Consider the following 21,782-nt stretch of genomic DNA (forward strand, 5'->3'; position numbering starts at 1 on the left):
CTTGGATGGGCAGCGGCGTCCACGAGGCGGACTCGGGTGGCCCTCGCGCCGCGCTTGGGTCGCGTGTGATGTAACAGGAGTCGACCGACCATTAGCGGGTGGTCGACATGGACCGGTAGTGTTCGACATTGCCGAACGGCGGCATGCGACGTACTGCGGTGTGCGACGGGGTCGGCACCGCGGGGACGGCGCGGGCCGGCGTTCGCCGGCAGTCGAAGGGGACGGAGGCAGGACGGCGATGGCACGGAACATCCAGTCGCTCGAACGGGCGGCCGCGATGCTGCGACTGCTCGGGGGCGGCGAACGACGGCTCGGCCTGTCGGACATCGCCTCGTCGCTGGGTCTCGCCAAGGGCACCGCCCACGGCATCCTGCGCACCCTCCAGCAGGAGGGGTTCGTGGAGCAGGACGACGCCTCAGGGCGCTACCAGCTGGGTGCCGAGCTGCTGCGCCTGGGCACCACCTACCTGGACGTGCACGAGCTGCGGGCGCGGGCCCTGGTGTGGACCGACGACCTGGCCCGCTCCAGCGGGGAGAGCGTGCACCTGGGTGTCCTGCACCAGCAGGGCGTGCTGATCGTGCACCACGTCTTCCGGCCGGACGACAGCCGGCAGGTGCTGGAGATCGGGGCCATGCAGCCGCTGCACTCCACCGCGCTCGGCAAGGTGCTCTCGGCGTACGACCCGGTGGCGCACAGCGAGGCGCTGGAGACCGAACGGAAGCCCTTCACGGATCGCACGGTGTGCGACGGGGTCGACTTCGAGCACCTCCTGGACGTCACGCGCGCGCGTGGTTACGCGGCCGACGTGGAGGAGACCTGGCAGGGGGTGGCGTCGATCGCCGCGCCCATCCACGACCGGCGCCGGATGCCGGTGGGCGCGGTGGGCATCACCGGGGCCGTGGAACGGCTGTGCCGGGAGGGCGAGCTGCGCCCCGAGCTGATCGCCGCGGTGCGCGACTGCGCCCGGGCGGTGTCCAGGGATCTGGGCGCCGGCCGCTTCTGAGGACAGGCCCGAGAGGCAGGACCGGGACGCCGGGCGGCGTTCCGGTCCTCGCCCTACCCTGAAATGGACATACAGGGCGAGAAGGTACGTCAGGTGATGAAGAACGGTGAAGATCGATAGTCGGCGGCGATCAATAACGATCCTGCATTCGATAACAGAACTCTTGACGCACGCGTAACGCCGAAGCAAGACTCCCGTCCATCGGTCGGCATTGTCGAACACCTACCGGCAATACGCGTTAGAGTGTGACAACGCCAAGGGCCAGCTCATCGCTCTCACCCCCTGAGGGCGCCAGACCCCCGGAGGGACCCGGGGTTCGGCTACCCCTGGACGAAGGACAAAGGAGTCGCGGGTGTCCAGCTCCGACATCTTCATCGGCGAGACCATCGGTACCGCCATACTCATCCTGCTCGGCGGCGGCGTCTGCGCCGCCGTGACGCTCAAGGCCTCCAAGGCCCGAAACGCCGGCTGGCTCGCCATCGCCTTCGGGTGGGGCTTCGCCGTCATGACGGCGGTCTATATATCCGCACCTCTCTCCGGTGCCCACCTCAACCCCGCCGTCACGGTCGCTCTGGCCATCAAGGACGGTTCCTGGACCAACGTTCCGATCTACTTCGCCGGCCAGCTGCTGGGCGCGATGATCGGTGCGGCCCTGGTCTGGGTGGCCTACTACGGCCAGTTCCACGCGCACCTGACCGACAAGGAGATCGTCGGCGGCCCCGGCGCGCAGGCCACCACGGCCAAGGCCGTCGAGGCCCAGGAGAAGGGCGCCGGACCGGTCCTCGGCATCTTCTCCACCGGTCCGGAGATCCGGAACGTGGTGCAGAACCTGGCCACGGAGATCATCGGCACCGTGGTGCTGATCCTCGCGGTCCTCACGCAGGGCCTCAACGACTCGGGCAACGGCCTGGGCATCCTGGGCGGCCTGATCACCTCGCTCGTGGTGGTGTCCATCGGCCTCTCGCTCGGCGGCCCGACGGGCTACGCGATCAACCCGGCCCGTGACCTCGGCCCGCGCATCGTGCACGCCCTGCTGCCCCTGCCCAACAAGGGCGGTTCCGACTGGAGCTACGCCTGGATCCCGGTGGTCGGCCCGCTGGTCGGCGGCGCCATCGCTGCAGGCATCTACAACGTCGCATTCGCCTGAGAAGCACCGCGGCTTTCGCGCACGCGCCGTACGTACCGCCCTCTCACCACGGATCTTTCAGGAGCACAAAGTGACCGACGCCCACACCACAGGCCCGTTCATCGCGGCGATCGACCAGGGCACGACCTCCTCGCGCTGCATCGTCTTCGACCGGGACGGCCGGATCGTCTCCGTCGACCAGAAGGAGCACGAGCAGATCTTCCCGAAGCCGGGCTGGGTCGAGCACAACGCCAACGAGATCTGGACCAACGTCCAGGAAGTCGTCGCCGGAGCCATCGAGAAGGCCGGCATCACCCGCGACGACATCAAGGCCATCGGCATCACCAACCAGCGCGAGACCACCGTGCTGTGGGACAAGAACACCGGTGAGCCCGTCCACAACGCCATCGTCTGGCAGGACACCCGCACCGACGCCCTCTGCCGCGAGCTGGGCCGCAACGTCGGCCAGGACCGCTTCCGCCGCGAGACCGGTCTGCCGCTCGCCTCCTACTTCGCCGGGCCCAAGGCCCGCTGGCTGCTGGAGAACGTCGACGGCCTGCAGGAGCGCGCCGCGGCCGGCGACATCCTGTTCGGCACCATGGACAGCTGGGTCATCTGGAACCTGACCGGCGGCGTCAACGGCGGCAAGCACGTCACCGACGTCACCAACGCCTCCCGCACCATGCTGATGAACCTGCACACCATGGCGTGGGACCCGAAGATCGCCGAGTCCATCGGCGTGCCGCTGCAGATCCTCCCCGAGATCCGCTCCTCCGCCGAGGTCTACGGCGAGGTCACCGGCGGCAAGCTCGGCGAACTGCTCGGCGGCGTCCCCGTCGCCTCCGCGCTCGGCGACCAGCAGGCGGCCCTGTTCGGCCAGACCTGCTTCTCCGAGGGCGAGACCAAGTCGACCTACGGCACCGGCACCTTCATGGTGATGAACACCGGCTCCAAGATCATCAACTCCTACGCCGGTCTGCTGACCACCGTCGGCTACAAGATCGGCGACCAGCCGACGGTGTACGCGCTGGAGGGCTCGATCGCGGTCACCGGCTCGCTGGTGCAGTGGATGCGCGACCAGATGGGCCTGATCTCCACCGCCGCCGAGATCGAGACGCTCGCCCTCTCGGTCGAGGACAACGGCGGCGCCTACTTCGTGCCGGCCTTCTCCGGCCTGTTCGCCCCGCACTGGCGTTCCGACGCCCGCGGTGTGATCGCCGGTCTCACCCGGTACGTGACCAAGGCGCACCTCGCGCGCGCCGTCCTGGAGGCCACGGCCTGGCAGACCCGGGAGATCGCCGACGCCATGGTCAAGGACTCCGGCGACGAGCTGGTGACGCTGAAGGTCGACGGCGGCATGACCGCCAACAACCTGCTGATGCAGACGCTCGCCGACGTCCTCGACGCACCCGTGGTGCGCCCGATGGTCGCCGAGACCACCTGCCTCGGCGCCGCCTACGCCGCCGGTCTCGCCGTCGGCTTCTGGAACAGCACCGACGACCTGCGCGCCAACTGGCGCCGGGCCGCCGAGTGGACCCCCCGCATGGACGCGGAGACCCGCGACCGTGAGTACAAGAACTGGCTCAAGGCCGTCGAGCGGTCCATGGGCTGGCTCGACGACGAGAGCTGAGCGGCGCGACAGCCGGCTCAGACAGCTCTGACGAGGAGTAAGTACCCGACATGACCAGTCAGTCCACCCTGCAGTCCGTGCCTGCCCTGGGGACGCACCCGGCCTCCGGCTCGAACCCGAGCCGGGCCGAGACCAGGGAGCAGCTCTCCAAGGCGTCGTACGACCTTCTTGTGATCGGCGGCGGCATCCTGGGCATCTCCACCGCCTGGCACGCCGCGCAGGCCGGGCTCAGGGTGGCGCTGGTCGACGCCGGCGACTTCGCCGGCGCCACCTCCTCCGCCTCCTCCAAGCTGCTCCACGGCGGTCTGCGCTACCTGCAGACCGGCGCGGTGAAGCTGGTGGCGGAGAACCACTTCGAGCGTCGTGCGGTCTCCCGTCAGGTGGCCCCCCACCTGGCGAACCCGCTCACCTTCTACCTCCCCGTGTACAAGGGCGGGCCGCACGGCGCGGCGAAGCTCGGCGCGGGCGTCTTCGCCTACTCCGCGCTCTCCGCGTTCGGTGACGGCGTCGGTCACCTGCTCTCCCCCGCCAAGGCGGCGCAGGACGTTCCCGAGCTGCGCACCGAGAACCTCAAGGCCGTGGCCGTGTACGGCGACGACCAGATGAACGACGCGCGCATGGCGCTGATGACGGTCCGCGCGGCCGTCGAGTCGGGCGCGGTCGTGCTCAACCACGCCGAGGTCACCGGCCTGCGCTTCACCGGGGGCCGGGTGACGGGTGCCGACCTGAAGGACCGGACGTCCGGCGACGAGTTCGGCGTCAACGCCCGTCTCGTGCTGAACGCGACCGGTCCCTGGGTGGACCACCTGCGCCGGATGGAGGACCCGGGCGCGGCGCCGTCGATCCGGCTGTCCAAGGGGGCGCACCTGGTGCTGAAGCGCACCTCCCCGTGGAAGGCGGCGCTGGCCACCCCGATCGACAAGTACCGCATCACCTTCGCCCTGCCGTGGGAGGACATGCTGCTGCTGGGCACCACCGACGAGGAGTACGAGGGCGACCCGGCGGACGTGTCCGTCAACGACAAGGACATAGCGCAGATCCTGGACGAGGCCGCGTTCTCGGTCCGGGACCAGCAGCTGCGGCGCGAGCTGATCACCTACGCCTTCGCCGGTCTGCGGGTGCTGCCGGGCGGCCCCGGCGACACCGCCAAGGCCAAGCGCGAGACCGTCGTCACCGAGGGCAAGGGCGGCATGCTGTCGGTCGCGGGCGGCAAGTGGACGACCTTCCGGCACATCGGCCGTACGGTGATGCAGAAGCTGGAGGCGCTGCCGGGTCACCCGCTCGGTGACGACTTCGAGCCGATCTCCTCGCTGCCGAAGAAGCTGCCGCTGCCGGGTGTGGCCAACCCGCGCGCGGTCGCCCACCGGCTGCTGGTGGACAACCCGGCGCCCGGCCCGCGCATGTCCGCGGACACCGCCAGGCACCTCGCCACCCACTACGGCTCGCTGGCCTTCGACATCGCCCGGCTGGCGAACGAGGACCCGGCGCTGGCCGAGCGCGTCCACCCCGACGCCCCGGAGATCTGGGCGCAGGTCGTCTGGGCCCGCGACCACGAGTGGGCCGAGACGTCGGACGACGTGCTGCGCCGCCGCACCACGCTGACCATCCGGGGGCTGGCCACGGACGAGGTCCGCGCCAAGGTCCAGGACCTGCTCGACAGGAAGTAGTCCCGGCGGCCGGCTCCCGCCCTCCCTGACCGGGTCCGGAGCCGGCACCGCCGGGGCGGCGGGCTCCCGTGGTCCGCGACCGCGCGACATCCGCACGGAAGGGGCGGCTCCCGCCGAGGAGCCGCCCCTTCCGCGTGCCCGGGGCCCTGCGCCGGGGAGCCGCTCCTCCCGCCTGCCGGGCGGGGTCCGGGCCGCGCGCCCGAGTCGGACGCGGGGTGTTCGGCGGTGGTGATCGGGGCAGTGATCCGTTCACTGCCCCGCGCAAGGGGGCTGCGGGCGCCCCCGCCGGACGCCGTAAGGTTGGTGAGTCAAGCGAGGGCACGTCGGAAGGAGGCACTGGGTGATCGAGCTGGAGGGGGTTCCCGAGCTGATCGACCCAGTCATGGTGGCCGCGTTCGAGGGCTGGAACGATGCCGGTGACGCCGCCTCCGCGGCGGTCGCGCATCTGGAGCGCGAGTGGAAGGGCGAGGTGTTCGCGGCGCTGGACGCCGAGGACTACTACGACTTCCAGGTGAACCGCCCCACGGTGTTCATCGACGGCGGCGTGCGCAAGATCACGTGGCCGACCACCCGGCTCTCGGTGGTCCGGGTCGGCGGCGACAAGCCGCGTGACCTGGTGCTGGTGCGCGGTATCGAACCGTCCATGCGCTGGCGCTCGTTCTGCAACGAGCTGCTCGGCTTCGCGCACGAGCTGGGCGTGGAGCTGGTGGTCATCCTGGGCGCCCTGCTCGGTGACACCCCGCACACGCGTCCGGTGCCGGTCAGCGGGGTGACGTCCGATCCGGATCTGGCCCAGCGCATGGATCTGGAGGAGACCAAGTACGAGGGCCCGACCGGCATCGTCGGCGTTCTCCAGGAGGCGTGCGCGCACGCCGGCGTCCCCGCGGTGTCGCTGTGGGCGGCCGTCCCGCACTACGTCTCCCAACCGCCCAATCCCAAGGCCACCCTGGCGCTGCTGAACCGGCTGGAGGATCTGCTGGATCTGCGCGTGCCGCAGGGCGAGCTGCCCGAGGACGCGCGCGCCTGGCAGGTGGGCGTGGATCAGCTGGCCGCCGAGGACAGCGAGGTCGCCGAGTACGTGCAGACGCTGGAGGAGGCGCGGGACACCGCCGAGCTGCCGGAGGCGTCGGGCGAGGCCATCGCCCGTGAGTTCGAGCGGTATCTGCGGCGCCGGGACGTCGGCCCGCCGACTCCCGGCGGGCACGCGACGGCGGACGGCGGGGACAGCGGCCCGTACCTGCGGGACGCGCCCGGCGGGCCCGGTGGGCGGAGCCGGCCGCCGAAGCCCCCCAAGCCGGACGCCTCGGACGGTTCCGAGGGCGACGGCGAGGACGGCTCGGAGGTCTGACGGTACGGAGGAAGGGGCGTCTCCCGCACGGGAGACGCCCCTTCACGGTGGTGCCGGCGCCCCTCAGGGGGCGCTCAGAGCGCTACGCCCAGCAGGGCGTCCACCGCTCGCGTGACCTGGCCGGTGGCGCCGGTGTCGGTGCCGCCGTCCTGCTCCTGGCGGGCCGCCCAGCGGTCGACGGCGGCGAGGGCGGCGGGTGCGTCCAGGTCGTTCGCCAGGGCCTCGCGGATCTCCTCCACGACCGCGTCGGCGGACGGGCCGTCGGGCCGGGAGACGGCCGCGCGCCAGCGGCCGAGGCGGTCGACGGCGTCCCGCAGGACCTGGTCGGTCCACTCCCAGTCGGCGCGGTAGTGGTGGGCCAGCAGGGCCAGGCGGATCGCGGCGGGGTCCACGCCGTCGCGGCGCAGCGCCGAGACGAAGACCAGGTTGCCCTTGGACTTGGACATCTTCTCGCCGTCCAGGGCGACCATGCCGGCGTGCACGTAGGCCTTGGCCATGGGGAACTCGCCGGTGAGCACCTGGGCGTGCGAGGCACCCATCTCGTGGTGCGGGAAGGCCAGGTCGGAGCCGCCGCCCTGCACGTCGAAGCCCATGCCGAGGTGGTCGAGGGCGATGGCCACGCACTCGATGTGCCAGCCGGGCCGGCCCCGGCCGAGGGTGCGGCCGTCCCAGCTGGGCTCGCCCTCGCGGGCGGCCATCCAGAGCATGGGGTCCAGCGGGTTCTTCTTGCCCGGGCGGTCCGGGTCGCCGCCGCGTTCGGCGGACAGCAGCCGCATGGCGGCCGCGTCGAGGTTCGACACCTTGCCGAAGTTCGGGTCGGACTCGACGGAGAAGTAGACGTCGCCCTCCAGTTCGTAGGCGGCGCCGAGTTCGCGCAGCCGCTCCACGAGCGGGACGATGCCGGGTATCGCCTCGACGGCGCCTATGTAGTGCTGGGGCGGGAGCATCCGCAGGGCGGTCATGTCCTCGCGGAAGAGGGCCGTCTCCTTCTCGGCGAGGGCGACCCAGTCGACGCCGTCCCGCTCCGCGCGCTCCAGCAGCGGATCGTCGACGTCGGTGACGTTCTGGACGTAGTGGACCTGCCGCTTGGTGTCGAGCCACACGCGCTGAACGAGGTCGAACGCGTTGTAGGTCGCCGCGTGACCCATGTGGGTCGCGTCGTACGGCGTGATGCCGCAGACGTAGATACGGGCGACGGGACCGGGGTCGAGGGTGACGAGGCCGCCGGTCGCGGTGTCGTGGATCCTCAGGTCGCGGCCCTGACCAGGCAGGGCGGGGACCTCGGAAGCGGGCCAGGCATGCATGTACATGAGCCTAACCGGCCACGAGCTGCGGATACGAACGGGATCGGTCCGGATGGCCGGTTGGGTGTTCTTGCGGATCCGGCCGCCGTGTGCTTGTGTCCCGGCGCGCGCTCACACCGGCGGCCAGGGGATGGCGGGCCACTCGCCGCTCGGCTCGGGGTGCCGGCCGGAGTCGAGCAGCGCGTCGACCCGCGCGCGCGTGGCGTCGATCTCGGCCGCGGTGATGAGCCCGGCCAGCCGTTCGCCGAGCGGTCCGCCCAGGGCGTCCCGCAGCGCCTTGAGGACCCCGGCGGCCTCCGCGGTGAGCGGTTCCCCGGCCCAGCCCCACAGCAGGGTGCGCAGCTTGTTCTCGGCGTTGAAGGTGACGCCGTGGTCGATGCCGTAGAGCCTGCCATCGGTGGTGGGCAGCAGGTGGCCGCCCTTGCGGTCGGCGTTGTTGATCACCGCGTCGAGGACGGCGAGCCGGCGCAGCCGTTCGTCGTCGGCGTGCACGAGCAGCGCCGTGCGGCCCTCGCCGACCTCGGCGAGGCCGATCGCCTTCCAGCCCGGCTCCGGTTCCTCGCCGTCGACGAGGGCGAGCAGCTCGGCCTCGGCGTCCACGTCGATCCAGAGCTGGCACATGCCCTCGCCGTACGGTCCGTCGCGCAGCACGGTGGGCGGGACGAGCCCCCAGCCGGTGGCCTCGGAGACCTCGTAGGCGGCCACCTCGCGGCCGGCGAGGTGGCCGTCGGGGAAGTCCCACAGGGGGCGCTCCCCGGCCACGGGTTTGTACACGCAGGAGGCTTCCCGGCCGTCGAGGGCGACCGTGCAGAACAGCGCCGCGTTGGATGCCTCGCGGATGCGGCCGCGCACGGTCAGCTCGCCCCGCGCGAGCAGTTCGGCGGGGTCCGCGTCGGCGGCGGTCACGCTCCCCGACGGTATCCGTTCTGACGCGGACATACGTGTCCTTCCGGATCGAGCGGGAGGCTGCACAGCGGGCACGGCGGCCGCCCGGCGTTGACGACGTCGAGAGCGCGCTTGGCGAAGGACCTGGCCTGCGCGCCGGTCAGCCGGACCCGCAGCATCGGGGGACCGTTCTCCTCGTCCTGGAGCAGCCGCTCCTCGGCCTCGGCGAGGTCCTCCTCGGTGTCGGCGTCCAGCTCGACCAGGGCCTGCGCCTCGACGATCATGCGCTGGTCCTCGCCGTCCCAGGCCAGGGCCATGGTGCCGACGCGGAACTCCTCCTCGACGGGGGCCTCGAGCGGGGCGGAGTCGGTGATCTCCGACGGCGCCACGGCGGGGACGGCGGCGCTGCCGCCGCTACGCCGTACGACCTCGTCGAGCAGTTCGTCCATGCGCTCGGCGAGTGCGGCGACCTGGGTCTTCTCCAGGGCCACGCTGGTCACCCGGGGGCCTGCGGTGGCCTGGAGGAAGAACGTACGGCGCCCGGGCAGTCCGACCGTGCCGGCCACGAAGCGGTCCGGCTGGTCGTAGAGGAACACCTGACGGGACACGTCCTGTCTCCAGTGGATTCGAGAGTTTCTGCGGTGCGGGCCGTGCGGATCGGCGACCGTGTGGATCGCTTCACCCTACTGCGGCCGACGATCACGGTGCGCCCGCACCACCCCCGACCGGTGCGTCGCCCTCCGCGGGTTCCTCGTGCGGGGCGAGGGAAGCGAGGTTCCCGGTGTCGCCGAGGCGAACGAGGTACGGCCTGAGGCGGGTGTAGCGGATCGCGGTGATGGAACACGGATCCACGGAGATCCGCTGGAAGAGGTCGAGATGGAGTCCCAGGGCGTCGGCGACGAGGGACTTGATGATGTCACCGTGGGAACACATGAGGTAGACGGCGTCGGAGCCGTGATCGCGCTCCACGCGCGCGTTCCACTCGCGTACGGCCTCGGCCGCGCGGGTCTGCATGGCCCGCAGGGACTCGCCGCCGGGGAACGCGGCGGCCGAGGGGTGGGCCTGGACGACCTCCATCAGCGGCTCGTCCTTCAGCTCGGCGAGCTTGCGGCCGGTCCAGTCGCCGTAGTGGCACTCCCCGATCCGTTCGTCGGTGTGCACGCGCAGGTCCGGGCGGGCGCCGAGCAGCGGCCGGACGGTCTCCTGGCAGCGCTGGAGCGGGCTGACGACCGCCTCGGAGATCGGCAGGTCCGCGAGCCGGTCCGGCAGCGCGGCGGCCTGTGCGGCGCCGCGTTCGTCCAGGGCGACGTCCGGACTCCAGCCGGCGAGCACGCCCGAGGTGTTGGCGGTGGAACGTCCGTGCCTTACGAGGATCAGCGTGGGCATGCGGCAAGGGTAGGTGCTCACCGCCGTGCGGCGGTGGGCGGGCGAAGGGAGAATACGCAGCGTGATCGTGGACTGCGCGATATACCGGCACGGGCACCGCAGTGAGGGCCCTGAGGACCTGTCCGACGCGCTCGACGAGGCCCGGGCGGCGGGCGGATTCGTCTGGATCGGGCTGCACGAGCCGTCGGAGCGCGAGTTCGACCTGGTCACCCGGGAGTTCGGGCTGCATCCGCTGGCCGTCGAGGACGCGCTCAAGGCGCATCAGCGGCCCAAGCTGGAGGTGTACGACGACTCACTGTTCCTGGTCCTCAAGCCGGTCGTGTACGAACCGGAGAGCGACACGGTGTCCACCGGCGAGATCATGATCTTCGTCGGTGACTCGTTCGTGGTGACCGTCCGGCACGGGGAGGGTGCGCAGCTGGCGTCGGTGCGGCAGCGGCTGGAGCAGGAGCCCGAGCTGCTGGACAAGGGCCCGACGGCGGTGATGTACGCGGTCTCCGACGCCGTCGTGGACCACTATCTGGAGGTGGCGACGGAGCTGCAGACCGACCTGGACGAGCTGGAGGCGGAGGTCTTCCAGCCGGAGACCGGCGGCTCGCGCAACACCGCGTCCCGGATCTACGCCTTCAAGCGGCAGGTCCTGACGTTCCGCCGGGCCACCGGGCCGCTGGCCGTGCCGATGACGCGGCTGGCCGGCGTCGGCCAGACGGGCGGTGACGTGCCGTTCGTGCCCGACAAGGCGCGGCCGTTCTTCCGGGATGTGAACGACCACCTCACGCGCGTGAACGAGTCCGTGGACGGTCTGGACCGGCTGGTGTCGGACATCCTGTCGGCGCACCTGGCGCAGACGAGCGTGCGGCAGAACGACGACATGCGGAAGATCTCCGCGTGGGCGGCGATGGCCGCCGTTCCCACGATGATCGCGGGGATCTACGGCATGAACTTCGACCACATGCCCGAGCTGCACTGGGTGTGGTCGTATCCGGCGGTGATCGCGCTGATGGCCGTTCTGGAGGTGCTGCTGCATCGCCAGTTCAAGCGGCGCGGCTGGCTGTGAGCCGGCTCGGGCGTACCCGGCGGCCGCCGTCGCGGTGCCGGCGAGGGCGTCGCGGCGTGCCGGCGGTTGTCCTCGCCGTACGCGACCATCCGGACAAAGGCGGACAGAGGGGAACCCCGACGGGGATGCGCGCCGACTCGGCCGGAAGAAGGACCGCGGGAGTCGTAACCGCGCGGCGCCGCGCGCGTTGTTCCCCGTGACGGCCGTGGCGGGGAAGACCCCCGAGCCCCCACCACGGCCGTGGGAAATTCCTCCGGTGGCGGACGGGCCTAGGCGAGACCGGCGCGCTCCAGTGCCTCGCTGCCGGCCCGCAGCGAGGCCAGCCGCTCGTCGAGCGTGAAGCCGGCGGGGGCGAGGCTGAGGGTGGTGACCCCGGCGGCGGCGTAGGCCTTCATCCGGTCGGCGATGCGGTCGACGGAGCCCAGCAGGGTGGTCTTGTCGATGAGGTCGTGCGGGACGGCGGCCGCGGCGCCCTGCTTGTCGCCGGACAGGTACTTCTGCTGGATCTCGGCGGCCTCCTTCTCGTAACCCATGCGCTGCGCGAGCTGGTTGTAGAAGTTCTGCTTGGCGCTGCCCATGCCGCCGACGTACAGCGCGGTGTAGGGGCGGAAGGTGTCGGCGAGGCGGGTCACGTCCTTGTCGTCGCCGACGGCGAGCGGCAGGGTCGGGCACACGTCGAACCCGTCCAGGGTCTTGCCCGCCTTCTCGCGGCCGGCCCGCAGGTGGGTGAGCGTGGTCTCCTCGAGGTGCTCCGCGGCGGGGAAGATCAGCAGCGCGCCGTCGGCGATCTCGCCGGTCTGCTCCAGGTTCTTCGGGCCGATGGCGGCGATGTACAGCGGGATGTGCTCGCGCTGCGGGTGCACGGTCAGCTTGATCGGCTTGCCCGGGCCGCCGGGCAGCGGCAGCGTCCAGTGCGCACCGTCGTACGTCAGCCGCTCCCGGGTCATCGCCCGGCGGACGATCTCCACGTACTCGCGCGTGCGCGCCAGCGGCTTGTCGAACTTGACGCCGTACCAGCCCTCGGAGACCTGTGGACCGGAGACGCCGAGGCCGAGCCGGAACCGGCCGCCGGACAGGGAGTCCAGTGTCGCCGCCGTCATGGCGGTCATCGCCGGCTGCCGGGCCGGGATCTGGAAGATGGCCGAGCCGACGTCGATGCGTTCGGTCTGCGCGGCGACCCAGCTGAGCACCGTGGCGGCGTCGGAGCCGTACGCCTCGGCGGCCCAGCACACGGAGAAGCCCAGCCGGTCGGCCTCCTGCGCCACCGCCAGGTTGTCCCCGTCCATTCCGGCACCCCAGTAGCCGAGGTTGATCCCGAGCTCCATGACCGATTCCCCTTACCCGTGAGTAACGTCCCTGTGGGCAGACCTTAGCGCGAGGTGCGGGCCGACGGCAGGGCACCGGGGCGGGGGCGTGCCCACGGGTTCCGCGCGCTTGTCCCACGGCCTGCCGCGGAGCCGGGCACCCGCAGGCGTCCGGGTTGTCCACAGGCAACCCACGGCAGCAGTTCTGGCCAGTAATCTCGCGAGCATGGAGCAGAGGCATCTCGGCCGTACCGGCCTGCGCGTGTCCCGCATCGGACTCGGCACCCTCACCTGGGGCCGGGACACCGACGAGCACGACGCCGCGGACATGCTGAAGGCGTTCTGGGAGGTAGGCGGCACCCTCGTCGACACCGCGGACGTGTACGGCGACGGCGGGGCGGAGTACCTGCTCGGAAGGCTGATGGACGGGCTGGTGCCGCGCCGGGACCTGGTGATCTCCACCAAGGCGGGCAGCGTGCCCGACCCCGACCGCCGCGTCGACGGCTCCCGCGGCCATCTCCTCGCCGCCCTCGACGCCTCCCTGGCCCGCCTCGGCACGGACTACGTCGACGTGTGGCACGTGCACGCCTTCGATTCCCTGACGCCGCTCGAGGAGACGCTCCAGGCCCTCGACCTGGCGGTCGGCAGCGGCCGCGTCCGGTACGCGGGAGTGGCCGACTTCTGCGGCTGGCAGCTCGCCAAGGCGGCCACCTGGCAGCTCGCGGCGCCGGGCATCCGCACCCGGCTGGCCAGCACGCAGCTGGAGTACTCCCTGCTCCAGCGGGGCGTGGAGCGCGAGGTGCTGCCCGCCGCGCTCGACCTGGGCGTCGGCCTGCTGCCGTCCTCGCCGCTGGGCCGCGGGGTGCTGACCGGCAAGTACCGGCACACCACTCCCCCGGACTCGCGCGGCGCCTCCGAGCAGCTCGCGCCGTTCGTCGAGCCGTACCTGGACGACGCGGCGACGCGCATCGTGGACGCGGTGACGACGGCGGCCGACGGGCTCGCGGTCACCCCGCTGCAGGTGGCCCTCGCCTGGGTCCGGGACCGGCCGGGCGTGGCCGCGCCGATCGTCGGCGCGCGCAACGCGCAGCAGCTCACGGCGGCGTTGTCAGTGGAGGCCCTTAGTCTTCCTGACGAGATCTGCCGGGCGCTGGACGATGTGTCGGCGCCCGTGCACCGCTATCCCGATCACGACTGGAGCACGCTGTGAGCACGGAGCCGGAGACCACGGAGAAGGCCGGGCCGGGGACGCCGGACACCCCGGAGGCGCCGGGGCAGGCAGCCGCGCCCACCGGGAGCGGTGCGGGCGACGGCGGTACGGCGGCGGCCGTCGTGGACCGCGAAGGAGCCGAGGGGGCCCAGGTCGAGCCGGCCCAGGGGGCCGAGGGGGCCGGGGCGGAGACGGCTGGCTCGGAGACGGTTGAGTCGGAAGTGGCCGAATCGGAGGCGGCTGGCTCGGAAGCGGCCGGGACGGAGACGGCTGAGGCCGGGACGGCCGGGACCGAGGCCGAGACAGCCGACACCGGGACGGCCAGAAGCGAAGCCGAGACGGCTGAGGCCGGGACCGCCGGAAGCGAGACCGAGACGGCTGAGGCCGGGGCGGCCGGAACCGGGGCCGAGACGGCTGAGGCCGGGGCGGCCGGAACCGGGGCCGAGAAGGGTGCCGCTGCCCAGCTGTCCGAGGCGGAGGCCGAGTTGGCCGCGCAGCGCATCGAGCGGGAGCGGATCGAGCGGCGCAAGGCCGAGAAGGCTCCGATCGAGGCCGGTTCCAAGCTCAGCGGCACGGCCGCCGACCTGCTCGCCGCGGTGCGCGCCGTGGAGGGCGGAGACAAGCCTGCGGCCACGGTGTTCGCCGAGCCCGCACCGGCCCCGCGCCGCCCGGCTCCGGAGCCCGCCCGGCGGCCGCAGGCCGCCCCCGTCTCCGGCGGACCCGGCGTGCCCGCACCGGAGACCGTGGCGGATGTGCGCCAGGTGCTGGCCGAGGGCGGTGCGCCCGACACGCTGGCCCCGCAGGTTGCCGCGGCCCTGGGCGAGGGCGCGGGCGGCGCGCTGCGGGAGGACCCCTGGCGGTTGCTCCGCGTCACCGGGGTCCGGCCCGAGCAGGCCGACGGCTTCGCACGGGGGCTGCTCGGTGCCGGCTGCGGCCCGGACGACGAGCGGCGGGGCCGCGCGGTCACCGGCTGGCTGCTGGAGCAGGCCGCCGTAGCGGGACACACCGCCGTGGAACTGCCCACGCTCGTCACGGCTCTCGGGCGGCAGGGCGTGCCGGACGCGGACGCGGCGGTGCAGAGCTGCCTCGCGGAGGGCGAGGCCCTGGTGTTCCAGGACGCGCTGGAGGAACACACGCCTCCGGCCGCCCAGGCCGCGCAGCCCGGCCGGGACACCGGGGAAGACGCCGGCGAGGACGGCGAGGTGGAACGGCCGGTCCGGGTCCTCGTCGGCCTGGAGCGGTACGCGCTGGCGGAGGAGAGCCTCGCCGACGGCCTGGCCCGGCTGGTCAACTCGCTGTCCAAGGAGGCCGAGCAGGCCTGGCAGACGGTGTCCTCCACGGTGTCCGGCGGTGCGGCCGAGCTGGTGCGCGCGGTCGCCGGGCACGGGCTGGTGCTGCACACCGGCGGGGAGGCGGCCCGCTGCGAACCGGCCGCGCTGCTCGGTGCCGCCCGCGCCGCCGGTCTGCGGGCCTTCGCCGCCTGCCACACGCCCGACGGCAGCCACCGCTTCGCCGCCCTGGCGGGCGAGGATCCGGCGGGGCGGAGTGTGGGCACGGTCGCCGGTCTGCTGTCCGGCACCGAGGGCCCCGGCCGGGACCCGGACGGGGCGCTGGACCTCGATCTGCTGATCGTGCTGGACGCGCCCCAACTGGACGTGGAAGGCGCCGCGATGCTCGTGGAGTCACTGCCCGACGGGGCGCGGCTGGTGCTCAGCGGCGATCCCGCGGTGCTGTGGTCCGCGGGGCCCGGCCGGGTCTTCGCGGATCTCCTCGCCGCCCGTGCCTGCCCCCAGATCGCCTCCCGGCTGCCCGACCCCGGCCCGCTCGGCGAGCTGGTCTCCGGTGTGGGCATCGGCGAGCTGAACAAGGTGGCCGCCCCGGGCAAGGAGGTCGTCATCGTCCCCGTGCGGGACGCGGGAGAGGCCGTGCACCGGACGGTGCAGCTGGTCGCGGACTCGGTGCCCCGGGCGATCGGCGTCCCGGCCGGGCAGACCGTGGTGATCACGCCGGGCCACGGTGGTGCCGCGGGCACCCGTGCGCTGAACGCCGCTCTGAAGGAACGCCTCAACCCCGGCCCCGGCCGCTTCGGCGGTTTCGACCCGGGCGACCGGATCGTCCACTCCCCCGCGCCGGGTCGTTCGGTGCCGGGGGTGGTGGTGCGGGCCGACGCCGACGGGCTGCACCTGACGTGCGCGGGCGTCGCCGTCGTCGTACCGCGGGAGCGGGTGGAGAGCCAGGTGCGGTTCGGCTGGGCGCTGACCGCGCACCAGGCGGTGGGCGCCCGCTGGCCGGCGGCGGTCGTGGTGCTGCCCGGCGACGCCGCCCAGGCCCTGAGCAGGCCCTGGGTGTACACGGCGTTCGGCCGGGCGGAGCGGCACCTGTCCGTGGTCCACGGGGTGGAGCAGGCGTTGCCGAGGGCGGTCGCGGAGATCCAGGCCAAGCCCCGCACGACCCGCCTGCAGACCCTGCTGCGCACCCAGGTGCCGGCGGCGGACTGAGCCGCTTCGTCCCCGTCCGCCACGGCGATCGGCCCCGACGGCGCGGCACCGGCGTGGCCCGGCGATGCCTGGGTGGTGCCGGTGCCGGCCCTGGCCGGGAGCCACCCGGGGCAGGGCCCGGCGATGCCGTACGAGCCTCGGCCCGGACCGACCCCGACGGCCCGGCACCGGCAGGGCCCGGCCGTGCACGGGTGCTGCCGTACCGGCCCTGGCCGGAAGCCGCCCGGGGCAGGGCCCGGCGATGCCGTACGAGCCTCGGCCCGGACCGCCCCCGACGGCCCGGCACCGGCAGGGCCCGGCCGTGCACGGGTGCTGCCGTACCGGCCCTGGCCGGAAGCCGCCCGGGACAGGGCCCGGCGATGCCGTACGAGCCTCGGCCCGGACCGACCCCGACAGCCCGGCACACAGGCACCGTACCGGCCTCGGCCCGGACCGGCCTCGACGGCGGAGACCGGAGTGCGCTACCGGCCTTGCCCGGGGTGCCCTACCGGCCTCGCCCGGAGCGGCCCGGCGGCGGGGCCGGGCCGGCCTCGGTCCGACGGCACCGCCCCGCCCCGCCCCTCACTTCTCGGTGTCGAGCGGCTCCAGGTCCTCGTCCTCCACGTCCTCCACGAACTCGAGATCGTCTTCCTCGTCGGACTCGTCCTCGTCGTCGAAGACGGCGCTGACGTCGAACCGGCACACCACCGGCTGCTGGTCGGCCTGCTCGAACGGGGCGTCCAGCCACTCCCCGGGCTCGGGAGCCTCGTCCGCCGCGGTGACCCAGAGCGTGGAGTCGCCCTCCTCCAGGCCGAACTCCTTGTGCCGGGAGGCGATCTCGTCCGGTTCGAACTCGCCGAAGAGGATGCCCAGCGCACCAGGGACCGTGGCGACGGCACCCTCGCCGTTCCCGCCGATGTCCTGGTACTCGTCGGCCGCTTCCACCCGCTGGGCCTGCGCCAGCAGCCGCTGGGGTTCCGCCACGGTGTAGTCGCGCCGGATCAGCACGCTGAGGGCGTTCGGCTCCTCGGGGCCCGCGTACGGCGGCAGCGTGTCCTCCGCACCCGGGATCTCGAAGGGGGTGACCTCGTCGTAGCGGTCGTAGAGCACTTCGTCGTACGCCTCGGCGGCCGCGGCCAGCTGGTTGAACGCCTCGGAGACGGCCGGGTCGTCCTCCCCCGACCTGCGTTCGACCGCCGCCAGGTGACGGTCGAGCGCGGTCTTCACCGCCTCGGCGGCGGCACGTACCTCGGCAGCGGTGGGCTGCGCAGCATCAGACATAGTGCAGACGCTATCCGTACCGGGCACCAGCCCGCACAATAGATGCGATGCCGGAATACGAATTTGTCGACGTGTATGTGCCTCGCGGGGTGTCCCGCAAAGAGGCCACACGCCTGCTGACGGACCATGCCGAGTACGGACACTGGGAGTTGGACCGACTGAGCCTCCTGCGGGACGGCAGCCGCAGGGTGCGGTTGCGCCGGCGGATCATCCGCCAGGTGCGTGCCACGTGGTGAGACGGCGGCGATGAACGGAGCGGGCCCCGCCGGCATGGCGGGGCCCGCTCCTTCGGTACCGGACGGACACCCTCGACGGGCCTCGGCGGCAGGCGGCACGACCGCCCCGCCCCGGGAGCGAGCGTCCCGGCCGCGGAGCACCTTCCCGGCCGGCCGGTACCGCCTTCGTGCCCGGCCCGGGCCTACGCCGCGGCGCGCGCCTTGCGGTAGAGCACCGCGCCCGCGAGCAGCGCGCCCGCGCCGACCGGCAGGGCCACGCCCAGCGGCACGTCACTGCCGGTGTGCGCGAGCTGGGTGACGCCCAGCTCGCCGGACGAGCCGCGACCGCGCGCGCTGACCTGGGAGGAACCCTCGTGGGTCGAGCCGTCCACAGCGGGGCGCGGGCCCGGGTTGCCCGGTCCGCCCGGGTGCTGCGGGCTACCGGGGTTGCCCGGATGCCCGGGGTTGCCCGGATGCCCGGGGTTGCCCGGATGCCCCGGCTCACCAGGATGGCCCGGGTGCCCCGGCTCACCAGGATGGCCCGGGTGCCCCGGCTCACCAGGATGGCCCGGGTGCCCCGGCTCACCAGGATGGCCCGGGTGGCCCGGCTCACCGGGATGGCCGGGGTGGCCCGGGTTTCCGGGCGGGGTGTGGTGACCGCCGCCGTTGGCGCAGTCGTTGCCCGTCGCGACGTTTCCGGCACCGATGACGTTGACGCTGTTGCCGCAGACGTTCACCGGGACGTCGATCGGCACCTGCACGGTGTTGCCGGAGCCCACGCCCGGTGAGCCGCCGGTGTGGCCGCCCGCGTGCGAGCCGCCGGAGCCGCCGTGGCCGCCCGTGTCGCCGTATCCCCCCGAAGTGCCGCCGTGTTCGGCGCATTTGTTGCCGACGGACGGGTTGAGGAGCCCGACCACGTTGACGGTGTTGCCGCAGACGTTCACCGGCACGTGCACCGGCGCCTGCACCGTGTTGCCGGACAGTACGCCGGGTGAGCCGCTGGCGGTGCCCGCCGCGCCCGAGTCGGCGTGCGCGTAGCCGCTCGCGGCGGCGATCACGCCGGTTGCCGCGGCCATGGTCATCAGACCCTTGCGGGTGCCCAGTCGCATGCTGAATTCCCCCCTGCCTTCGATTTCCCCAGAACGACCGGTCCGAAAAGCAGACCGGTATGAAAAAGACCGGTCGGCCTCGGAACGCGTGGCGCGCGCTCCGAGGCCGACGGCTCGTGGAAGTCGCTTCCTCAGAAAGCCGGCGTCACTTGTTGAAACAGGTGTTGCCGAAGGCGGGGTTCAGGAGCCCGATCACGTTGACCGTGTTGCCGCAGACGTTCACCGGGACGTGCACGGGCACCTGGATGACGTTGCCGGAGACGACACCCGGGGAGTGCACGGCGGCACCCTGGGCACCGGAGTCCGCGACGGCCAGGCCCGCGCCCGCCAGAACCAGACCACCGGTTGCAGCCGCGGCAGCGACGACCTTCTTGATCATTATTCCTCCTCGTTGACAATGCGATCACAATTAGCTGATCGCATCACCTGTAACGAGGAGGGACTAATCGAGCTACGAGCTTATGGTCGCATTCACCCTTCTCAGTGGATCTCGTACGACTGCCCGATTACCTGCGGGCAGGACGTCACGACTGGTCGATGAAGCGGTCGAGTACGCGCACCCCGAACTGCAGGCCGTCGACCGGCACCCGCTCGTCGACACCGTGGAACATGCCGGCGAAATCCAGCTCCGGCGGGAGCTTCAGCGGCGCGAATCCGAAGCCGCGGATACCGAGGTCGTCGAAGGACTTGGCGTCGGTGCCGCCGGAGAGCATGTACGGGACCGCCTTGGCCGCGGGGTCCTCGGCCAGCAGCGCGGACTGCATGGCCGCCACCAGCGCGCCGTCGAAGGTGGTCTCCAGCGCCTTGTCGGAGTGCACGTCCTCGCGGCGCACGTGCGGCCCGAGCAGCCGGTCGAGGTCGGCGAGGAACTCCTCCTCGTGGCCCGGCAGGAACCGTCCGTCGAGGTGCGCGGTGGCCTCGCCCGGGATCACGTTGACCTTGTACCCGGCGTTCAGCTGGGTGGGGTTGGCGGTGTTGCCCAGGGTCGCGCCGATGAGCTTGGCGATGCCGCCGAGCCGGGCGAGGGTGGACTCCATGTCCTCCGGGTCCAGCTCGGTGCCGAGGGCGTCGCCCAGCTCGTCGAGGAAGGCGCGCGTGGTCTTGGTGACCCGCACCGGGAACTTGTGCCGGCCGACCCGGGCGACGGCCTCGGACAGTTCGGTGATGGCGTTGTCGCGGTGGATCATCGACCCGTGCCCGGCGGTCCCGGCCACGGTCAGCTTCATCCAGTGCATGCCCTTCTCGGCAGTCTGGATCAGGTAGAGCCGCCGCTGCTCGTTCACGGTGAAGGAGAAGCCGCCCACCTCGCTGATCGCCTCGGTGACGCCCTCGAACAGCTCGGGGTGACGGTCGACGAGGTGCCGGGCGCCCCAGGTGCCGCCCGCCTCCTCGTCGGCGAGGAAGGCGACCACGATGTCCCGCGGAGGCCGCCGCCCGCTGCGCAGCCGGTCGCGCACGACCGCGAGCGTCATGGCGTCCATGTCCTTCATGTCGACGGCCCCGCGCCCCCACACGCACCCGTCGGCGATCTCGCCGGAGAACGGGTGGTGGGTCCAGTCGTCGGCGTTGGCGGGTACGACGTCGAGGTGGCCGTGGATCAGCAGTGCGGGCCGGGACGGGTCCTCGCCCTCGATGCGGGCCACCGTCGAGGCGCGCCCCGGGTGCGATTCGAAGATCTGCGGCTCCAGCCCGACCTCGGCGAGCTTCTCGGCGACCCACTCGGCGGCCTTGCGCTCACCGGGTCCGGAATGGTCGCCGTAGTTGCTGGTGTCGAACCGGATCAGCTCGCGGCAGAGGTCCACGACCTCGTCCTCGCCGGTGACGCCCCTGCCCGTGTCCGTCTCGCTCACGCTGCTTCCTCCCGCTGTCACTGCCGGCTGTCGCCGGCCGTCCGGCCCGCTGTCACTGGCCGCTGTCCGCCGGCCGTCCGGCCCGCCGTCGTGCCGGGGCCGTCCTGCCGTGCCTCCTCATCCTCCCTCCGCCCGCGCCCGGGGCCCAAGAGCGGTCCCGGCCCGTCACACGCCGTTCACGCCAGGCCCGCACCGGGGACGGGGGGTGATCGGCCACCCCCGGAAGCCTGGTAGTGTTTCCTTCGTCGCCGCGAGGAGAACCCGCCGAGGGAAGCTCGTACGACAGACACCTTGTCCGGGTGGCGGAATGGCAGACGCGCTAGCTTGAGGTGCTAGTGCCCTTTATCGGGCGTGGGGGTTCAAGTCCCCCCTCGGACACCAGTGGGGCCCCCGCGATGCGGGGGCCTTCTTCGTGCCCCGGCCTGCCGGCCTTCCTGGACTTGGGGCGTGGCCCGGCGCGACGAGGAGGTCGAGGCGCTCCTGCGGGAGTACGCCGGCCTCGTCGCGATCACGGAAGGCGACGCCTTCGGGCCGCGTGCCTACGAGCAGGCGGCGTGCCATCGGCGGCCATCCCGCCGACGTCTCGCGGACGGGCGCCGACGCGCTCAGGGAGATCCCGAACGCGGGCCGGTCGATCGCCGAGAAGGTGGCCGAGTACCGGCGCACCGAGACGATGGCGGTCTCCGGCGCGCGAACGGCCGGCTTCCAGCAGCCCGACCCCCTCCCGCTCGGGAACAGCCGCTTCCAGCAGCCCGGCCCCCTCCCCCGCTCGGGCCGGCCGGCTTCCAGCAGCCCGACCCCCTCCCGCTCGGGAACAGCCGCTTCCAGCAGCCCGACCCCCTCCCGCTCGGGAACGGCCGCTTCCAGCAGCCCGACCGCCTCCCGCTCGGGAACGGCCTGCTTCGAGCGGCCGGCCGTCTCGCGGGTGCC

At 72.7% G+C, this 21,782-nt stretch carries 18 protein-coding genes and 1 tRNA gene; 10 read left to right on the forward strand and 9 right to left on the reverse strand.

What is annotated here, in order from left to right:
• Positions 1–238: 238 nt before the first annotated feature.
• From ABVB68_RS23100 to ABVB68_RS23120, 5 genes are all read left to right on the forward strand, one after another.
• Positions 239–1,003 (forward strand): IclR family transcriptional regulator, encoded by a 765-nt coding sequence (locus tag ABVB68_RS23100; RefSeq protein WP_353603012.1) that lies wholly within the window; start codon positions 239–241, stop codon positions 1,001–1,003.
• Between the two features lie 352 nt (positions 1,004–1,355).
• On the forward strand, positions 1,356–2,150 hold the full coding sequence (locus ABVB68_RS23105) for an MIP/aquaporin family protein (protein WP_353603013.1): 795 nt from the start codon (positions 1,356–1,358) through the stop codon (positions 2,148–2,150).
• Positions 2,151–2,220: 70 nt separating this feature from the next.
• Entirely contained in the window at positions 2,221–3,759 is a 1,539-nt protein-coding gene (gene glpK, locus ABVB68_RS23110; protein ID WP_353603014.1) for a glycerol kinase GlpK, read from the forward strand.
• 50 nt (positions 3,760–3,809) lie between these two features.
• Complete coding sequence (locus ABVB68_RS23115) at positions 3,810–5,426, forward strand: glycerol-3-phosphate dehydrogenase/oxidase (RefSeq protein WP_353603015.1); 1,617 nt, start codon at positions 3,810–3,812, stop codon at positions 5,424–5,426.
• 340 nt (positions 5,427–5,766) lie between these two features.
• Complete coding sequence (locus tag ABVB68_RS23120) at positions 5,767–6,774, forward strand: PAC2 family protein (RefSeq protein ID WP_353603016.1); 1,008 nt, start codon at positions 5,767–5,769, stop codon at positions 6,772–6,774.
• A 74-nt stretch (positions 6,775–6,848) separates the two neighbouring features.
• Here the strand turns inward: ABVB68_RS23120 and mshC are convergent, their stop codons facing one another.
• From mshC to ABVB68_RS23140, 4 genes are all read right to left on the reverse strand, one after another.
• Positions 6,849–8,078, reverse strand: coding sequence for a cysteine--1-D-myo-inosityl 2-amino-2-deoxy-alpha-D-glucopyranoside ligase (gene mshC, locus ABVB68_RS23125; RefSeq protein ID WP_353603017.1), 1,230 nt, complete (start codon positions 8,076–8,078; stop codon positions 6,849–6,851).
• Positions 8,079–8,189: 111 nt separating this feature from the next.
• Entirely contained in the window at positions 8,190–9,017 is an 828-nt protein-coding gene (locus ABVB68_RS23130) for an SCO1664 family protein (protein ID WP_353603018.1), read from the reverse strand.
• The gene (locus tag ABVB68_RS23135; protein WP_353603019.1) at positions 8,981–9,571 is read right to left on the reverse strand and encodes a DUF3090 domain-containing protein; all 591 of its coding nucleotides are present in this window, start codon (positions 9,569–9,571) and stop codon (positions 8,981–8,983) included. The genes ABVB68_RS23130 and ABVB68_RS23135 overlap by 37 nt, the downstream gene beginning before the upstream one ends.
• Before the next feature lie 91 nt (positions 9,572–9,662).
• Positions 9,663–10,349: a histidine phosphatase family protein gene (locus ABVB68_RS23140; RefSeq protein ID WP_353603020.1), complete on the reverse strand. Its 687-nt coding sequence runs from the start codon at positions 10,347–10,349 to the stop codon at positions 9,663–9,665.
• 61 nt (positions 10,350–10,410) lie between these two features.
• Here ABVB68_RS23140 and corA point away from each other — a divergent pair, with 61 nt between their 5' ends.
• A complete protein-coding gene (gene corA / locus ABVB68_RS23145; RefSeq protein WP_353603021.1) occupies positions 10,411–11,406 on the forward strand; it encodes a magnesium/cobalt transporter CorA in 996 nt (331 codons plus the stop codon).
• Positions 11,407–11,675: 269 nt separating this feature from the next.
• On the opposite strand, the gene ABVB68_RS23150 is transcribed toward corA, so the two are convergent.
• Positions 11,676–12,731, reverse strand: coding sequence for an LLM class F420-dependent oxidoreductase (locus ABVB68_RS23150; protein ID WP_353603022.1), 1,056 nt, complete (start codon positions 12,729–12,731; stop codon positions 11,676–11,678).
• A 205-nt stretch (positions 12,732–12,936) separates the two neighbouring features.
• Between ABVB68_RS23150 and ABVB68_RS23155 the strand changes: the two genes are divergently transcribed.
• Together ABVB68_RS23155 and ABVB68_RS23160 are read left to right on the forward strand one after the other, a co-directional pair.
• Positions 12,937–13,920, forward strand: a complete 984-nt coding sequence (locus ABVB68_RS23155; protein WP_353603023.1) for an aldo/keto reductase — start codon at positions 12,937–12,939, stop codon at positions 13,918–13,920.
• Positions 13,917–16,418, forward strand: a complete 2,502-nt coding sequence (locus ABVB68_RS23160) for a helix-hairpin-helix domain-containing protein (RefSeq protein WP_353603024.1) — start codon at positions 13,917–13,919, stop codon at positions 16,416–16,418. The genes ABVB68_RS23155 and ABVB68_RS23160 overlap by 4 nt, the downstream gene beginning before the upstream one ends.
• A gap of 561 nt (positions 16,419–16,979) precedes the next feature.
• Here the strand turns inward: ABVB68_RS23160 and ABVB68_RS23165 are convergent.
• Positions 16,980–17,678 (reverse strand): hypothetical protein, encoded by a 699-nt coding sequence (locus ABVB68_RS23165; RefSeq protein ID WP_353603025.1) that lies wholly within the window; start codon positions 17,676–17,678, stop codon positions 16,980–16,982.
• A 47-nt stretch (positions 17,679–17,725) separates the two neighbouring features.
• On the opposite strand from ABVB68_RS23165, the gene ABVB68_RS23170 reads away from it, so the two are divergent.
• The gene (locus tag ABVB68_RS23170) at positions 17,726–17,914 is read left to right on the forward strand and encodes a DUF5703 family protein (protein WP_014671721.1); all 189 of its coding nucleotides are present in this window, start codon (positions 17,726–17,728) and stop codon (positions 17,912–17,914) included.
• A 182-nt stretch (positions 17,915–18,096) separates the two neighbouring features.
• Here ABVB68_RS23170 and ABVB68_RS23175 read toward each other — a convergent pair whose 3' ends face one another.
• The 3 genes from ABVB68_RS23175 to ABVB68_RS23185 form a co-directional block, all read right to left on the reverse strand.
• Positions 18,097–19,002, reverse strand: coding sequence for a chaplin family protein (locus ABVB68_RS23175; protein WP_353603026.1), 906 nt, complete (start codon positions 19,000–19,002; stop codon positions 18,097–18,099).
• Positions 19,003–19,147: 145 nt separating this feature from the next.
• On the reverse strand, positions 19,148–19,381 hold the full coding sequence (gene chpH, locus ABVB68_RS23180; protein WP_353603027.1) for a chaplin ChpH: 234 nt from the start codon (positions 19,379–19,381) through the stop codon (positions 19,148–19,150).
• Between the two features lie 145 nt (positions 19,382–19,526).
• The gene (locus tag ABVB68_RS23185) at positions 19,527–20,852 is read right to left on the reverse strand and encodes a M20/M25/M40 family metallo-hydrolase (protein ID WP_353603028.1); all 1,326 of its coding nucleotides are present in this window, start codon (positions 20,850–20,852) and stop codon (positions 19,527–19,529) included.
• A gap of 293 nt (positions 20,853–21,145) precedes the next feature.
• Here ABVB68_RS23185 and ABVB68_RS23190 point away from each other — a divergent pair.
• Positions 21,146–21,233: transfer RNA gene (locus ABVB68_RS23190), tRNA-Leu, on the forward strand.
• Positions 21,234–21,782: the final 549 nt, after the last annotated feature.

It is taken from the genome of Streptomyces sp. NPDC096012 (assembly GCF_040426375.1).
Lineage (GTDB): Bacteria > Actinomycetota > Actinomycetes > Streptomycetales > Streptomycetaceae > Streptomyces.